This window comes from Microbacterium sp. bgisy203 (assembly GCF_057706945.1).
On record NZ_JBYIPF010000002.1, the window covers coordinates 287,160 to 301,260 of the forward strand.

General features: G+C 70.4%; 12 protein-coding genes, 1 pseudogene and 1 riboswitch. Of the genes and pseudogenes, 5 read left to right on the forward strand and 8 right to left on the reverse strand.

Going from position 1 to position 14,101, the window contains the following annotated elements; translation table 11 throughout:
* The first annotated feature begins 55 nt into the window (after nucleotides 1-55).
* From AC3ENQ_RS04680 to AC3ENQ_RS04690, 3 genes are read left to right on the forward strand one after another with little or no spacing between them, the layout of a single operon-like run.
* Complete coding sequence (locus tag AC3ENQ_RS04680; RefSeq protein ID WP_431802169.1) at nucleotides 56-997, forward strand: ABC transporter ATP-binding protein; 942 nt, start codon at nucleotides 56-58, stop codon at nucleotides 995-997.
* Nucleotides 994-1,860, forward strand: coding sequence for an ABC transporter permease (locus AC3ENQ_RS04685; RefSeq protein WP_431802171.1), 867 nt, complete (start codon nucleotides 994-996; stop codon nucleotides 1,858-1,860). Before AC3ENQ_RS04680 ends, AC3ENQ_RS04685 begins: the two co-directional genes overlap by 4 nt.
* On the forward strand, nucleotides 1,857-2,684 hold the full coding sequence (locus AC3ENQ_RS04690) for an ABC transporter permease (RefSeq protein WP_431802173.1): 828 nt from the start codon (nucleotides 1,857-1,859) through the stop codon (nucleotides 2,682-2,684). Before AC3ENQ_RS04685 ends, AC3ENQ_RS04690 begins: the two co-directional genes overlap by 4 nt.
* 180 nt (nucleotides 2,685-2,864) lie before the next feature.
* Here the strand turns inward: AC3ENQ_RS04690 and AC3ENQ_RS04695 are convergent.
* From AC3ENQ_RS04695 to ribD, 8 genes and pseudogenes are all read right to left on the reverse strand, one after another.
* Nucleotides 2,865-3,362, reverse strand: a pseudogene (locus AC3ENQ_RS04695) (IS110 family transposase); the annotation flags it as partial.
* Between the two features lie 83 nt (nucleotides 3,363-3,445).
* Entirely contained in the window at nucleotides 3,446-4,384 is a 939-nt protein-coding gene (locus tag AC3ENQ_RS04700) for an NAD(P)H-binding protein (RefSeq protein WP_431802175.1), read from the reverse strand.
* A 162-nt stretch (nucleotides 4,385-4,546) separates the two neighbouring features.
* A complete protein-coding gene (locus AC3ENQ_RS04705) occupies nucleotides 4,547-6,022 on the reverse strand; it encodes an MFS transporter (protein WP_431802177.1) in 1,476 nt (491 codons plus the stop codon).
* Between the two features lie 217 nt (nucleotides 6,023-6,239).
* The gene (locus tag AC3ENQ_RS04710) at nucleotides 6,240-6,590 is read right to left on the reverse strand and encodes a Fe-S protein (RefSeq protein ID WP_431802179.1); all 351 of its coding nucleotides are present in this window, start codon (nucleotides 6,588-6,590) and stop codon (nucleotides 6,240-6,242) included.
* Nucleotides 6,591-6,683: 93 nt separating this feature from the next.
* On the reverse strand, nucleotides 6,684-7,157 hold the full coding sequence (ribH, locus tag AC3ENQ_RS04715; RefSeq protein ID WP_431802181.1) for a 6,7-dimethyl-8-ribityllumazine synthase: 474 nt from the start codon (nucleotides 7,155-7,157) through the stop codon (nucleotides 6,684-6,686).
* Nucleotides 7,154-8,452, reverse strand: a complete 1,299-nt coding sequence (gene ribA / locus AC3ENQ_RS04720; RefSeq protein WP_431802183.1) for a GTP cyclohydrolase II — start codon at nucleotides 8,450-8,452, stop codon at nucleotides 7,154-7,156. Before ribA ends, ribH begins: the two co-directional genes overlap by 4 nt.
* Entirely contained in the window at nucleotides 8,449-9,117 is a 669-nt protein-coding gene (locus AC3ENQ_RS04725) for a riboflavin synthase (protein WP_431802184.1), read from the reverse strand. Before AC3ENQ_RS04725 ends, ribA begins: the two co-directional genes overlap by 4 nt.
* A 1-nt stretch (nucleotide 9,118) precedes the next feature.
* Entirely contained in the window at nucleotides 9,119-10,204 is a 1,086-nt protein-coding gene (ribD, locus tag AC3ENQ_RS04730; protein ID WP_431802186.1) for a bifunctional diaminohydroxyphosphoribosylaminopyrimidine deaminase/5-amino-6-(5-phosphoribosylamino)uracil reductase RibD, read from the reverse strand.
* A 76-nt stretch (nucleotides 10,205-10,280) separates the two neighbouring features.
* A riboswitch (FMN riboswitch) is annotated at nucleotides 10,281-10,431 on the reverse strand.
* Nucleotides 10,432-10,555: 124 nt separating this feature from the next.
* Between ribD and AC3ENQ_RS04735 the strand changes: the two genes are divergently transcribed.
* Together AC3ENQ_RS04735 and glpK are read left to right on the forward strand one after the other, a co-directional pair.
* Nucleotides 10,556-12,400: a glycerol-3-phosphate dehydrogenase/oxidase gene (locus AC3ENQ_RS04735; protein WP_431802188.1), complete on the forward strand. Its 1,845-nt coding sequence runs from the start codon at nucleotides 10,556-10,558 to the stop codon at nucleotides 12,398-12,400.
* A gap of 126 nt (nucleotides 12,401-12,526) precedes the next feature.
* Nucleotides 12,527-14,062: a glycerol kinase GlpK gene (gene glpK, locus AC3ENQ_RS04740; RefSeq protein WP_431802190.1), complete on the forward strand. Its 1,536-nt coding sequence runs from the start codon at nucleotides 12,527-12,529 to the stop codon at nucleotides 14,060-14,062.
* Nucleotides 14,063-14,101: the final 39 nt, after the last annotated feature.

Genomic DNA, 14,101 nt, shown 5'->3' on the forward strand with positions numbered 1-14,101 from the left:
GCCCGTCCCCGGGCCGCGAGGCGTGCGCGTCGGCGGTCGCCGCTACGGTGGAACGGTGCCAGAACCCGTGATCCGCGCCCGAAGCCTCGTCAAGACGTACAAGAGCAAGGGCAAGCCCGACTTCGTCGCCGTCGACGGCCTCGATTTCGACGTCGCACCGGGGGAGTCGTTCGGCCTGCTCGGGCCGAATGGCGCGGGCAAGTCGACGACCATGAAAATGATCGGTGCAGTCTCGACCCGCACGGCCGGCGAGCTGTCGATCCTCGGCCTCGACCCCGATGCGTACGGCCCGGAGATCCGCTCGCGCCTGGGCGTCGTGCCGCAGCAGGACAACCTCGACGGCGAGCTCAACGCGCGCGAGAACCTCTACATCTACGGGCGCTACTTCGGTCTGCCCGGCAAGGTGTGCTCCGAGAAGGCCGACGAGCTCCTTGCGTTCGCGCAGCTCGAAGACAAGGCGAAGAACAAGGTCGACCAGCTCTCCGGCGGCATGAAGCGGCGCCTCACGATCGCGCGCGGCCTCATCAACGACCCGCGCATCCTGCTCCTCGACGAGCCGACGACCGGCCTCGACCCCCAGGCGCGGCACGTCCTGTGGGACCGCCTGTTCCGTCTCAAAGAGCGCGGCACGACCCTCGTCCTCACGACCCACTACATGGACGAGGCCGAGCAGCTCTGCGATCGCCTCATCGTCGTCGACAAGGGCCGCATCATGGCTGAGGGAACTCCGGCATCCCTCATCCGCGAGCACTCCAGCCGTGAGGTGCTCGAGCTCCGCTTCGGCTCCGACAAGAATGCGGCCGTCGCCGCGGAGGTCGAGGGGTTCGCCGACCGCGTCGAGGTGCTCCCCGACCGCATCCTCCTGTACACGTCCGACGGCGAGGCGTCGCTGCAGCGCGTGACGGATGCCGGGATGCAGCCCCTCACGAGCCTCGTGCGGCGCTCCTCGCTCGAAGACGTGTTCCTGCGTCTCACGGGAAGGTCGCTGATCGAATGACCTCGCCCGCCACCGCCGCGCACCCGACCCTCGACGAGCTCCGCGCCGAGGCGACGGAATGGGCGCGCAAGCCCCGCCGCTTCGGCACCTGGTACGTCACCGAGCACATGGTGCGCGCGATGCGCGCGTACGGGTGGACGATCATCGTCGGCGCCGTCGGGCAGCCGATCCTCTACCTCCTCGGTCTCGCCGTCGGTCTCGCGGCGCTCATCACCGTGCCGATCGTCGACCACGGGCAGGAGGTCACCTACCTCATGTTCGTGGCGCCGGCGCTCCTCGCGACCGCGACGATCTCGGTGGCGAGCGAGGAGATGACCTACCCCGTCATGGCCGGGTTCAAGTGGCGGCGGTACTTCTACGGGTTCAACGCGTCGCCGCTGTCGAGCCCGCAGATCGCGAACGGCGTGATCATCGCGGCCTCCGCGCGCATGGTGGTCGCCTCGGCCGCGTACTACCTCATCGTGTGGCTGCTGCCCTTCGGCGCCGTGCCCCACCCCGAGACGGGCTGGCTCGCGATCTTCGCGGGCGTGTTCGCGGGGCTCGCCTTCGGCATCCCGCTCATGGCCTACGCCGCGTCCATCCAGGACGACAAGGGGCAGTTCGCGCTCGTGCAGCGCTTCATCTTCATGCCGATGTTCCTCTTCTCCGGCACCTTCTACCCGCTCGACACCCTCCCGGTGTGGCTGCAGTGGATCGGCTGGATCTCGCCGCTCTGGCACGGCGCCGAACTCGGACGCCTCGCGACCTACCATTCGGCGATCGCGCCGGGGATGGTCGCCGTCCACGTCGGCTACCTGCTGCTGCTGTGCGTCGCGGGGTACATCTGGGCGCGGCGGAACTTCGTCGAAAGGCTCGCGAAATGACCGCGGTCGCCGGCGACGCGACGGCCACCGCCCGCCGCGGCGGGGTGCGGGCGCTGTGGGCTGGGAACCCCGGCGCCGTCGTGCAGCGCGGACTCATCGCCGCGCGCTCCTCGAGCTGGGCGGTCGTGCTGTCGGGCTTCTTCGAGCCGGTGTTCTATCTGGCTTCGATGGGCATCGGGCTCGGCGCGCTCGTCGGCGACGTGCAGACGGCGCAGGGCGTCGACGTCTCCTACGCCGCGTTCATCGCCCCCGCGCTGCTCGCGGTCTCGGCCATGAACGGCGCGATCTACGACTCGACGTGGAACGTCTTCTTCAAGCTCAACTACGGCAAGCTCTACGAGGGCATGCTCGCGACCTCGCTCGGGCCGCTCGATGTCGCCCTCGGCGAGATCCTCTACGCGCTCTTGCGCGGCCTCGCCTACGCGACCGGCTTCATGATCATCATGCAGATTCTCGGGCTCAACCTCGCGCCGACCGCGATCCTGGCGCTGCCGGCGGTCGTCCTCATCGCCTTCGGGTTCGCGAGCCTCGGCATGGCGGTCACGAGCTATATGAAGACGTTCCAGCAGATGGATTGGATCAACTTCGTCCTCCTGCCGATGTTCCTCTTCTCGGCGACGTTCTACCCGATCACCGTGTACCCCGAGTGGGTGCAGCACATCGTCATGGCGCTGCCGCTGTGGCACGGGGTCGAACTCATCCGGGGTCTCACGACCGGTATCCTGAGCGTCGGCATGCTGTGGCACGTGCTGTACTACGTCGTGATGATCGCGGTCGGCCTGGTGTTCACGACCAAGCGGCTGCGCGCCCTGTTCCTCGACTGATATGTAGGGCTTTCTGTCAAGTGGGCAGGGTGAAGCGCCGCCGGGCCGGCTGCTCGGCGGCGCTTCTTCGTCCGCGGCATTGTCGAGCCCGTCTCGTCGTGCTGCGCGCAACCAGCGGTCGTGGTCTCGGCTCCAGGTGTTGGTTCCGGCATAGACGATCCCTCGGCGCAGCAGCAGCTTCGACAGACGATGCCGGGCCGCCATCAGCTCGACCCGGGCATCATCACGCGCCCGCACCAGATCCCGGGCCGACTCCTCCGATTCGGTCGGCACCCGGACTGCGACCAGCTCGTCCATCTTCAACAGCCGGGCCAGCAACACCGCGTCACGCGCGTCGGTCTTGACCCGATCCCCGGCAGGTCGGATGATCTTCGACGGCGCCGCGACCGTCACCGCCACCCCGGCCGCGTCGAGCTTCCGAGCAAGCCCGAACCCCGTCGGCCCGGCCTCATACGCGGCATGCACCGGCCCCAGCCGGGCCGCGACCTGCGCCACCCACGCCACGACCTCCATCGTCGCCGCGGGCAATCGTGCCTCGATCACCTCACCCGTCGACGAGTCGATCGCCGCCGCCCGCACGCTCCGCGCGTGCACATCCAAACCAATCGCCGTACGCTCGTTGAACACCAGGGCCTCCGCTGCATGTCGGCATCCCGAGCCACTCACGGGATGATCCACGAATCTGCACCGTGAGGCCCTGGGCCTACAAGACCATCAGAACCCCACCCTCATAGGGTCTGAGCGCGCAGCCGCTGGCGCGCTCAGGCGTCGACCGAGTGGCGTGCCCCGACCTGGAACTCGTCGCTCATCGCGAACATGTCCCTCACCGTGATGGGGCGTCGACCGGTGAGTGCACGGAAGTCGTCGGTGTGCACCGCCATCTTGTCCTCGCGGATCGCCTGGCCGAAGGTGACCATGCCCTCCGAGGAGAACGGCGCCGACGAGCCCTCCTGGAAGTCGCCGTCGGTGGTGCGGGGAACGCCCATCGCGTCGAAGACCGCGTAGTTCTCCTCGTCGGTGATCGCACGGTAGGTCAGTGCGCCGCCGGTGACCTCGTTGCCGATCGCTGCGAAGTCGGCCATCGTGAGCGATTCGGCGCCGTTGACATTGACGACCTCGGTGTGCAGGAACCGATTGGCCAGAGCGTACGCCGCGGCCGCCGCGCAGTCGCGCCGAGAGATGAACGACATGCGGCCGTCGCCGGCGTTGTTGGCCATCTCCCCCTGGGGGAGGGAGGTGAAGTACGCCGTGATCATCGCCTCGGCGTACTGCGAGTTGCGCAGGAACACGTAGTCGATGCCGGATGCCTGGACGTACGCCTCCGTCCACGCGTGGTCGATCTTCTCGATGCTGGGGTTCGTCGGGTCTGTCGCGTTCACGAGCGAGGTGTACACGATCTGCGAGACGCCGGCCGCGATGCACGCGTCGACGGCGTTCTTGTGGGCGGCGCGGCGCTTGGGGCCGACGAAGGGCATGGAGATGACCAGCACCTTCTCCGCGCCTTCGAAGGCGGCGGCGAGCCCGTCGGGATCGTTGAAGTTGGTGATCGCCGTCTCGACTCCGGCCTCGCGATAGCGTGCCGTGCCCTCGGCGGTGGGCGCGGTCACGCGCACGCGCTCGACGGGGACCAGATCGAGGAGGGTGTCCGCAGCGATGGCGCCGAAGTTTCCATCGACGCCGCAGACGACGAGCTTGCGCATGAGTGCACCTGTGCTTTGTGGGGTTCTCTTTATAGGATTTTGCGTGGAGACCTATGGTCTGACCACATTATCCTGCGTTGCCCGGGCGAACTCAAGAGGTGATGCGAAACGGCGGATGCCGCGGAGCCCAAGCCCCGCGGCATCCGCCGTGTCCGTCTGGCGTCAGAGCGACCCGGTCGCACCGACGCCGATGTTGGTGTCGTAGTCGGTGTCCTTGGTCTCCTTCGAAAGCCACAGGGCGACGAAGGTCAGGACGGCCGAGCCGCTCAGGTACACGCCCACGAGCCACGGCGATCCGCCGGCCGCGGCCCACAGCGCCGTCGCGACGATCGGGGCGAGCGCCGCACCGAGGATCGACGACACGTTGTAGGAGATCGCCGAGCCGGTGTAGCGGACGTTCGTCGGGAAGAGCTCCGGCAGGAGCGCGCCCATCGGTCCGAACGTCGACCCCATGAGCATGAAGCCGAACACGAGGAAGGCCTGCACGAGCGCGCCCGTGAACTTCGGGTCGAGCTGCGGCTGCAGGAACACCGTGAACATCAGACCGAACACGCCGATGCCGCCCGTCACCCACAACAGCAGGCGACGGCGGCCGATCGTGTCGGCGACCGGCCCGGAGAGCAGCGTGAAGATGCCGAAGAAGACGACACCGATGATCTGCATGATGACGAAGTCGGTGTACCCGAACCCGAGACCCGGCACGTAGGTCGAGGGGTCGAAGGCCGTGCCGGCCGACTCCGCCGCCGCTGCTGCACCCTCGGTCGTGGGCTTCGTGCCGTACGCGAGGGTGAAGCTCGTCATCAGGTAGAAGAGCACGTAGGTCGCCAGCATGATGAAGGTGCCGAGGATCAGCTCCTTCCAGTGGTGGCGGATGACGACGCCGAGGGGGAACTTGCGGATCGCGCCGGTCTTCTCCGCCTTGTCGAACGACGACGACTCCACGAGCTTGAGGCGCACCCACAGGCCGATGATGACCATGACGGCCGAGAACAGGAACGGCACGCGCCATCCCCAGGCGAGGAAGGCCTCGGAGCGCTGGGCGGGGCCGTCGGGGTGCGGGAGCGCGAAGTAGATCACGAGGAAGACCGTGTTCGCGATGATGAAGCCGATCGGGGCGCCCAGCTGCGGGAACGTGCCGTACCAGGCGCGCTTGCCCTTCGGGGCGTTCTCGGTCGCGACCAGCGCCGCACCCGACCACTCGCCGCCGAGCGCGAAGCCCTGGCACAGACGGAGGACGAGAAGGAGCAGCGCCGCCCACCATCCGATGTTCTGGTAGGTGGGCAGGCATCCGATGAGGAACGTCGCGATACCCATGGTGAGGAGCGATCCGACGAGCGTCGCCTTGCGGCCGAACCGGTCGCCGAAGTGGCCGAAGATGATCGCGCCGATGGGACGGGCGACCATGGCCGCGCCGAAGACGCCGAAGGACGCCAGAAGGGCGGTCGTCTCGTTGCCGGTCGGGAAGAAGAGGAACGGGAAGACGAGGACGGCGGCCGTCGCGTAGACGTAGAAGTCGTAGAACTCGATCGTCGTGCCGACGAGGCTCGCGGTGATGACCCGCGAGCGCGGGTTCGTGGGGGCGGCGGGGGCCGCCGACGCGCCGGAGGCGTCGGCCGGGGCGTAGGGGGAAGAAGACATGCGGGAAGGGACCTGTCAGAAGAAAGCAGAAGGTCCTTGTGGGACGCACCGGTGGCGGCGTCCGTGGCAGGGGTGGTGCGGCGGGCGCGCGACGATGGGGGCACCGTGGGCGCCGGCAGGGTCGCGGCGTCCGAGATACGATCCTACGCCCGCCGAAACGGCACGGGCACCGCGGGCCAGAGGCCGGCGGTGCCCGTGCGCGTGTGGGCGGTGAGGCTCAGCGCCAGAGGACGGCGAGTGCGGCGTTCAGGAAGGTGAGGATGCCGACGGCCCAGAACATGCCTGCGGGAACCGAGCCGGTCTTCCGCTGGCGGGCCGTGCCGATGCCGAGGAGCGCGCCGATGATCAACAGGATGACGAGCTTCACGCCGAGCTTCGTGTAGTTGAGGTCGTACGAGATGCCCCACGGCGCGGCGAGGGCGAGGCCGGCGACGGCGGCGATCACCATTCCCGACGTCATCAGGCGTGTGAACCGGCGCTGCCCGAAAGCCTCGACGACCCACGCGCCGAAGAGGATTGCGAAACCGGTCAGGTGGACGAGGACGACGACGTGCCGCAGGATCTCCATACCCCCAGCCTACCTGAAGGCGTCGGACGCCGGTCGGTGAGTGACGAGCGCGACGAGGAGGCGAAACACTCCTGCCTCACGCGCGCAGATGCCTCAGGCGCGCAGCTCCCGCAGCAGCAGCGCGGTGCGCAGGGCCGCCTCCGCGGCCTCGGCGCCCTTGTCCTCCTTCGACCCCGGCAGGCCTGCCCGGTCGAGGCCCTGCTGCTCGTCGTCGAGGGTCAGCACCCCGAAGCCGACGGGCTTGCCGGCATCCAGCGCCACGCGGGTGAGTCCGTCGGTCGCCGCCGACGAGACGAATTCGAAGTGCGGCGTTCCGCCGCGGATGATGACGCCGAGCGCGACGACGGCATCGGCCCCGGCATCGAGGGCGGCCTTCGCGGCGACCGGGAGCTCGAACGAGCCGGGCACACGGACGAGCGACCACGACGCGCCGGACGCGTCGAGCGTGCGCTGCGCCCCGGCGATCAGCCCATCGGTGATGACGTCGTGCCACTGGCCCGCGACGACGACGACGCGCAGGCCCGCGGCATCCACGGGTGCGGTCCGGGGTGCTCCGTGCCCGCTCATGCGTTCTCCTCCGTGCCCCGCGCGCCGACGTGCGCCGACCCCTGTGCGAGGGCTTGTTCGAGCTCGTCGGCGCCGATAATGTGGCCCATCCGGTCGCGCTTGGTCTCCAGGTACTGGTGGTTGTTGGGGCCGACGCCGACCAGCAGCGGCACCTGCTCGACGATGTCGAGGCCGAGCGCGCGCAGCTGGTTCACCTTGTCGGAGTTGTTCGTGAGCAGACGCACCCGCTCGACGCCGAGGTCGGCGAGGATGCCGGCGGCCGCCGCGTAGTCGCGGGCGTCGGCGGGAAGCCCGAGCGCGAGGTTCGCGTCGACCGTGTCGAGACCGCGCTCTTGCAGGCTGTAGGCCCGGAGCTTGTTGATGAGACCGATGCCGCGACCCTCGTGCCCCCGCATGTAGACGACGACGCCGCCATCCCGCTGGATCGCGTCGAGCGCGGCATCGAGCTGCGGCCCGCACTCGCACTTGAGCGAGCCGAACGCCTCACCGGTCAGGCACTCGGAGTGCACGCGGACGAGCGGTGCGTCTTCAGTGAGATCGCCCGACACGACGGCGAGGTGATCGGTGCCGGTCAGGCGATCCTTGTAGGCGAGGAAACGGAACGGCCCGTGCGTCGTCGGCACCTGTGCCTCGGCGCGAAGGCTCACCCGGCGGCGCGGGGCGTGCGGCTCCGACGCCGCCTCGGGGGCGATGCCCTCGAGGTGCGCGATGATCTGCTCGATGGTGATGACCGGGATGCCTTCGCGCTCGCCCATTTCCAGCAGGCCCGGCAGACGCATCATCGAGCCGTCTTCGGCGACGACCTCGCCGATCGCGGCGACGGGCTGAAGGCCCGCGAGCTTCATGAGCTCGACGCCCGCCTCGGTGTGGCCCGCGCGCTCGCGGACACCGCCGTCGACGGCGCGCAACGGCAGCACGTGACCGGGCCGGATGACGGAGGAAGGGGTGGATGCCGGGTCGGCGAGCACGTTGAGCGTGTGCGCGCGGTCAGCGGCGCTGATGCCGGTGGACACGCGATCGGCGGCATCCACACTCACGGTGTACGCCGTTCCGCGGGAGTCCTCGTTGACCGCGACCATGGGCGGCAGATCGAGCCGATCGGCCCACTCGGCGGGCATGGGGGCGCACAGGAACCCGCTCGACCAGCGGATCGTCCAGGCGAGCCACTCAGGGGTGGCGAGCTCGGCCGACAGGATGATGTCGCCCTCGTTCTCGCGGTTCTCATCGTCGGCGACGATGACGGGGCGCCCCGCGCGGAGCGCGTCGAGGGCGTCGGGGATGGGGGAAAGGCTCATCGTGAGCCTCCTTCGGTGTCGTTCGGTGCCGAGGTGGTCGGCGGTGTGCCGGTCGGCGGTGTGCTGAAGGCGAGGAGGCGCCGCACGTGCCGCGCCAGGATGTCGGTCTCGAGGTTGACCCGGTCGCCGGGGGTGCGGAGGCCGAGCGTCGTGACGGCGAGCGTCTCGGGGATGAGGGAGACCTCGAACCAGGGGTCGGAGGCGCCCGCCGGCGAGATGGCGCTGACGGTGAGCGAGACGCCGTCGACGGTGATCGACCCCTTGTCGACGACGAGGGGGGCGAGGTCGCGGGGGAGCGAGACGCGCACGACCTGCCACTGCGCCCCGGGGCGCACCTCGAGGACGGTGCCGGTGCCGTCGACGTGGCCCTGGACGATGTGGCCGCCGAGCCGCGTGTGCGCCGCGAGGGCGCGCTCGAGGTTCACGGCGAGGCCGGGGGCGACGCCCGCGAGGCTCGTGACGTCGAGCGTCTGACGCATGACGTCGGCGGTGAACCAGTCCTCGCCCTGGTCGACGACGGTGAGGCAGACGCCGCTGACGGCGATCGAGTCGCCCTGCGCGGCATCCGACACGGCCAGCGGCCCGCGGACGGTCAGCCGCACGCCGTCGCCGGCGGGCTCGACCGCGGTGACCTCGCCGCGCTCTTCGATGATTCCGGTGAACATGTCAGTCCTTTCCCTGCGCTGGTCGAGTGGCCGCGCGCAGCGCGGGTGTATCGAGACCACGCGCGACGATCAACAGGTCATCCCCCAACCGCTCGACGCTCGCGACCTCGAGCCGCAGCTTCCCGTCGATCGAGCGCACACCGAGGTCTCCGAGGGCGAGGCGGTCGCCGCCGAGGAGTGTCGGCGCGATGTAGGCGAGCACCTCGTCGACGAGCCCCGCGCGTACGAACGACGAGGCGAGCGTCGGCCCGCCCTCGACGAACACGCGCTGCACGCCGAGCTCACGGAGTCGGTCCAGGAGGTCGGCGAGGTCGTCGCCCTCGTCCTGCATGAGGGGGAGGGGATGCCGGCGCACCTGCGCCTCCTGCGGCACGGCGCGCGTGCCGACGACCACCGGCCGCGGCTGGTGGTCGTACAGCGAGCCGTCCTCCCGGCGTGCGGTGAGCGCCGGGTCGTCGGCGAGGAGCGTGCCCGACCCGACGATGATCGCGTCGGCATCCGCCCGGCGGCGGTGCACGTCGGCGCGGGCGGCGGGTCCGGTGATCCACTGGCTGGTGCCGTCGGATGCCGCGGCGCGTCCGTCGAGCGACTGCGCCCACTTCAGGGTCACGTGCGGGCGGCCGAGGCGCTGGACGGTGAGCCACGAGTCGAGGAGCGCGGCGGCCTCGTCGGCGCGGACTCCCGGCACGACGGCGACGCCGGCGTCGCGGAGGTGCTCCGCGCCGCCGCCGGAGAGGCGGCCCGGGTCGTCGATCGCGTACAGGACGCGCGCGACGCCCGCGTCGATGAGCGCCTGGGCGCACGGGCCCGTGCGGCCGGTGTGGTTGCACGGCTCGAGGGTGACGACCGCGGTCGCGCCGCGCGCCGCATCCGGCCCCGGCTCCGCCGCGAGACGCGTGAGCGCGTCGACCTCGGCGTGCGGTGTCCCCGCGCCGCGGTGCCAGCCCTCCGCGAGGGTCTTGCCGTCCGCCGCCAGCAGCACGGCGCCGACCTGCGGGTTCAGACCGCGCGGCCCGCGGCGGGCGAGCTCGAGGGCGCGGAGCATCGCGGCATCCACGATCTCGCTCTCGCGCGGCGCGCCGGCCATCGGTCGTCCCTCTCCAGTCCATCGAACGGACGGGTCCCGGGGCGCGGCTCGCGCGGCGAAGCCGTGAACGGCGTCGCCCGTGCTGCCTCCCATCCGGACTCGCGACTCTCGTCGCATCACCGTCGGTCCCGGAATTCCACCGGATCAACCCGCGGAATCCTCTCGGATGCCGTGGGCTCGCGGACTGTCACCGCCGGTTCGGATTCTCACCGACCCCGGAGCACGTTCTGTTGCTCTGATCCTACCAACGCCCCGGACGCCGTTTCATTCCGTGACGTGCGCTCCGGCCGACCGGATCGGCGGCGCACGCCCTGCCGATCCGGCATAGCCTGGAAGAGGAGGAGCGACATCATGGGTGACAGGACGACGACCGGGCACGACCTCACCGACGCGGAGGAGGCGCGCGCGACTCTCCGCGCCCGCCCGTACGCGGACGTCCTCATCATCGGCGGCGGCATCAACGGCATCGCGACCTTCCGAGATCTGGCGCTCCAGGGCGTCGACGTGGCCCTCGTCGAGCGCGACGACTTCGTCAGCGGCGCGTCTGCGGCATCCAGCCACATGATCCACGGCGGCATCCGCTACCTCGAGAACGGCGAGTTCCGGCTCGTCCACGAAGCGGTCACCGAGCGCAACGCCCTGCTGAAGACCGCGCCGCACATCGTGCGGCCGCTGCAGACGACGATCCCGATCTTCTCGACGTTCTCCGGCATCCTCACCGCTCCGCTGCGCTTCGTCTTCCACGGCGCAGGAAAGCCCCGCGAGCGGGGCGCCGCGCTCATCAAGATCGGTCTCGTCATCTACGACTCGTTCTCGCGCGGCGGCGGTCTGTTCGGGCGCGCCTCCGTGCCGCGCCACGCGTTCCACGGTCGGCGGCGCTCCCTCGAGCAGCTGCCGGAGCTGAACCCGCGCGTGAAGTACACGGCGACGTACTGGGATGCCTCGCTCCGTGACCCGGAGCGGCTCGCCGCCGACGTCCTCCGCGACGGGCTGCGCGACGGCCGGGCGCCGGGAGAGGACCGCGCCGCCGACACCGCTCGCGCCGTGAACTACACCGCCGCCGTCGCGAGCGATGACGGGCGGATCGTCCTCCGCGACGAGTCCGGTGAGTACCCCTTCGCGGCGTCGGTCGTCGTCAACGCGTCGGGGCCGTGGACCGACCTCACGAACGACGCGCTCGGCGAGCCGACGCAGTTCATGGGCGGCACGAAGGGGTCGCACATCGTGCTCGACCACCCCGAGCTGCTCGCCGCGACCGGCGGGCGGGAGCTCTTCTTCGAGCACTCCGACGGTCGTATCGTGCTCATCTACCCGCTCAAGGGTCGGGTTCTCGTCGGCACGACGGACCTCGAGCACGACATGCGTGAGCCCGCGGTGTGCACGGATGCCGAGGTCGATTACTTCTTCGACCTCATCGGCCACGTCTTCCCCGGCATCCCCGTCGAGCGCCCGCAGATCGTCTACCGCTTCGCGGGCGTGCGGCCTCTGCCGGGCCACGGCGGCGAGGCCCCCGGGTTCGTGTCGCGCGACTACCGCATCGAGGCGCAGAAGCTCCCCGGCCCCGATGCGCCGACGGTCCTGAGTCTCGTGGGCGGAAAGTGGACGACGTTCCGGGCGTCGGCCGAACACCTCGCTGACCGGGTCCTCGAACAGCTCGCGCGCCCGCGCCTGCGCTCGACGCGCGGGCTCCCGATCGGTGGTGGGGCCGGCTACCCCGTCAGCGAACGTGCGCGCCGCCAGTGGCTCGCGCCGTATGCGTCGACGGTCGGGCTCGGCCGAGCGGCGCAGCTGCTCGAGCGCTACGGCACGCTCGCGGTCGGTACGATCGACGCGATCGTCGCGGCCGGCGCGGACGACCGGCCGCTCGAGACGCTGCCGGACTACAGCACCGCCGAGCTCCGTCACCTCGCCGCCACCGAGCGCGTCGACCACCTCGACGATCTCCTGCTGCGCCGCACCGCCATCGCCTTCACCGGTGGCGCCTCGGCCGCCGCGATCGCCGAGGTCGCCGACGTCGTCGCGCCGACGCTCGAGTGGGATGCCGCGCGTCGCGACGACGAGATCGCCCGCGCGACCCGTGAGGTGCATGCCGCCGACCCGGGGGTGGCCGACGCGCTCGGTGCTTCCTCCCATGCTGCGTCCACCGATGCCGCTTCCACCGATGCCGCTTCCGATCCGCGGAGCGCGGCGCGATAGCGTGATCTGGCGCGCTGCGGCATCCGTCGCCCGCGCCGCGCCGTGGGACGGACGCGACGCGGACGCCGCCGCCGGAACCGAACGCCTGACATCCCCGCCGCCCGACAGACTCGAGGAGGAGCCGACATGCCAGACCATGTGATCGCGGTGGACCAGGGGACGACTTCGACCCGGGCGATCGTGTTCGACGCATCCGCGCAGATCGTGGCGAGCGCTCAACGCGAGCACGAGCAGATCTTCCCCCGCGCCGGCCGGGTGGAGCACGACCCCGTCGAGATCTGGACCAACACCGAGTGGGTCATGGCGCGGGCGCTCGCCGAGGCGCGGCTCACGCGCGACGACGTCGCCGCCGTCGGGGTCACGAACCAGCGCGAGACCGTGATCGTCTGGGACCGGCGCACCGGGCAGCCGGTCCACAACGCCATCGTCTGGCAGGACACCCGCACGCAGCCGCGGATCGACCGGCTCATCCGCGCACGCGGCGTGCAGGCGTTCGCCGAGATCACCGGCCTGCCGCTCGCCACCTACTTCTCCGCGTCGAAGATCGCGTGGATCCTCGAACACGTCGACGGCGCGCGCGCCGCCGCCGAGGCCGGCGACCTGCTCTTCGGAACGCCCGACACGTGGGTCGTATGGAATCTCACCGGCGGGCCGGACGGCGGCATCCACGTCACCGACGTCACCAACGCGTCGCGCACGCTCCTCATGGACCTGCGGACCCTCGAGTGGTCGGATGAGATGCTCGACGTCTGGGGCATCCCGCGGGCGATGCTCCCCGAGATCAGATCGTCGTCCGAGGTCTTCGGCGAGATTCGGCAGCCGACGGAGCTCGCCGGAGCCCCGATCGCCGGCATCCTCGGCGACCAGCAGGCGGCGACGTTCGGCCAGGCCGCGTTCCACGCCGGAGAGTCGAAGAACACCTACGGCACGGGGAACTTCCTCCTCGTGAGCACCGGGACCGACGTGGTGCGGTCGAAGGCCGGACTCATTTCGACCGTCGCCTACCAGCTCGAGGGCGAGCCGGCGCACTACGCCCTCGAAGGGTCGATCGCCGTCACCGGATCGCTCGTGCAGTGGCTGCGCGACAACCTCGGGATCATCCGCACGTCCGAAGAGGTCGAAGAGCTCGCCTCGTCCGTCGCCGACAACGGCGGGGCCTACTTCGTGCCCGCCTTCTCCGGCCTGTTCGCGCCGTACTGGCGGCCCGACGCGCGCGGCACGCTCGTGGGGCTCACGCGCTACGTCACGAAGGCGCACATCGCGCGCGCGGCGCTGGAGGCGACCGCATTCCAGACCCGCGACGTCATCGAGGCCGTCGTCTCCGACGCGGGGCGCGAGCTCACCGAGCTGCGCGTCGACGGCGGCATGACCCGCGACCGGCTGCTCATGCAGTTCCAGGCCGACATCCTCGGCATCCCGGTCGTGCGGCCGAAGATCGTCGAGACCACCGCTCTCGGCGCCGCGTATGCCGCGGGGCTCGCGGTCGGCGTCTGGTCCTCACTCGACGAGCTGCGCGACTACTGGCAGGAAGACGTCCGCTTCGAGCCGCAGATGGATGCCGACCAGCGCGTCCGCCGCTACCGCCAGTGGAAGAAGGCGGTGCGGAAGTCGATCGACTGGGTCGACGAAGACGCGCGCATCCTCATGGGCACGACCGACTGACAGGCGTCGCACCGGCGCGGCGTGATCACCGGCGCGGCA

Bases quoted from the DNA above. Each gene is read 5' to 3' on its own strand.
- AC3ENQ_RS04690 (WP_431802173.1), top strand. From the start codon at position 1,857: ATGACCGCGGTCGCCGGCGACGCGACGGCCACCGCCCGCCGCGGCGGG.
- AC3ENQ_RS04725 (WP_431802184.1), bottom strand. From the start codon at position 9,117: ATGTTCACCGGAATCATCGAAGAGCGCGGCGAGGTCACCGCGGTCGAG.
- AC3ENQ_RS04710 (WP_431802179.1), bottom strand. From the start codon at position 6,590: ATGGAGATCCTGCGGCACGTCGTCGTCCTCGTCCACCTGACCGGTTTC.
- glpK (WP_431802190.1), top strand. From the start codon at position 12,527: ATGCCAGACCATGTGATCGCGGTGGACCAGGGGACGACTTCGACCCGG.
- ribH (WP_431802181.1), bottom strand. From the start codon at position 7,157: ATGAGCGGGCACGGAGCACCCCGGACCGCACCCGTGGATGCCGCGGGC.
- AC3ENQ_RS04735 (WP_431802188.1), top strand. From the start codon at position 10,556: ATGGGTGACAGGACGACGACCGGGCACGACCTCACCGACGCGGAGGAG.
- AC3ENQ_RS04700 (WP_431802175.1), bottom strand. From the start codon at position 4,384: ATGCGCAAGCTCGTCGTCTGCGGCGTCGATGGAAACTTCGGCGCCATC.
- ribD (WP_431802186.1), bottom strand. From the start codon at position 10,204: ATGGCCGGCGCGCCGCGCGAGAGCGAGATCGTGGATGCCGCGATGCTC.
- AC3ENQ_RS04705 (WP_431802177.1), bottom strand. From the start codon at position 6,022: ATGTCTTCTTCCCCCTACGCCCCGGCCGACGCCTCCGGCGCGTCGGCG.
- ribA (WP_431802183.1), bottom strand. From the start codon at position 8,452: ATGAGCCTTTCCCCCATCCCCGACGCCCTCGACGCGCTCCGCGCGGGG.
- AC3ENQ_RS04685 (WP_431802171.1), top strand. From the start codon at position 994: ATGACCTCGCCCGCCACCGCCGCGCACCCGACCCTCGACGAGCTCCGC.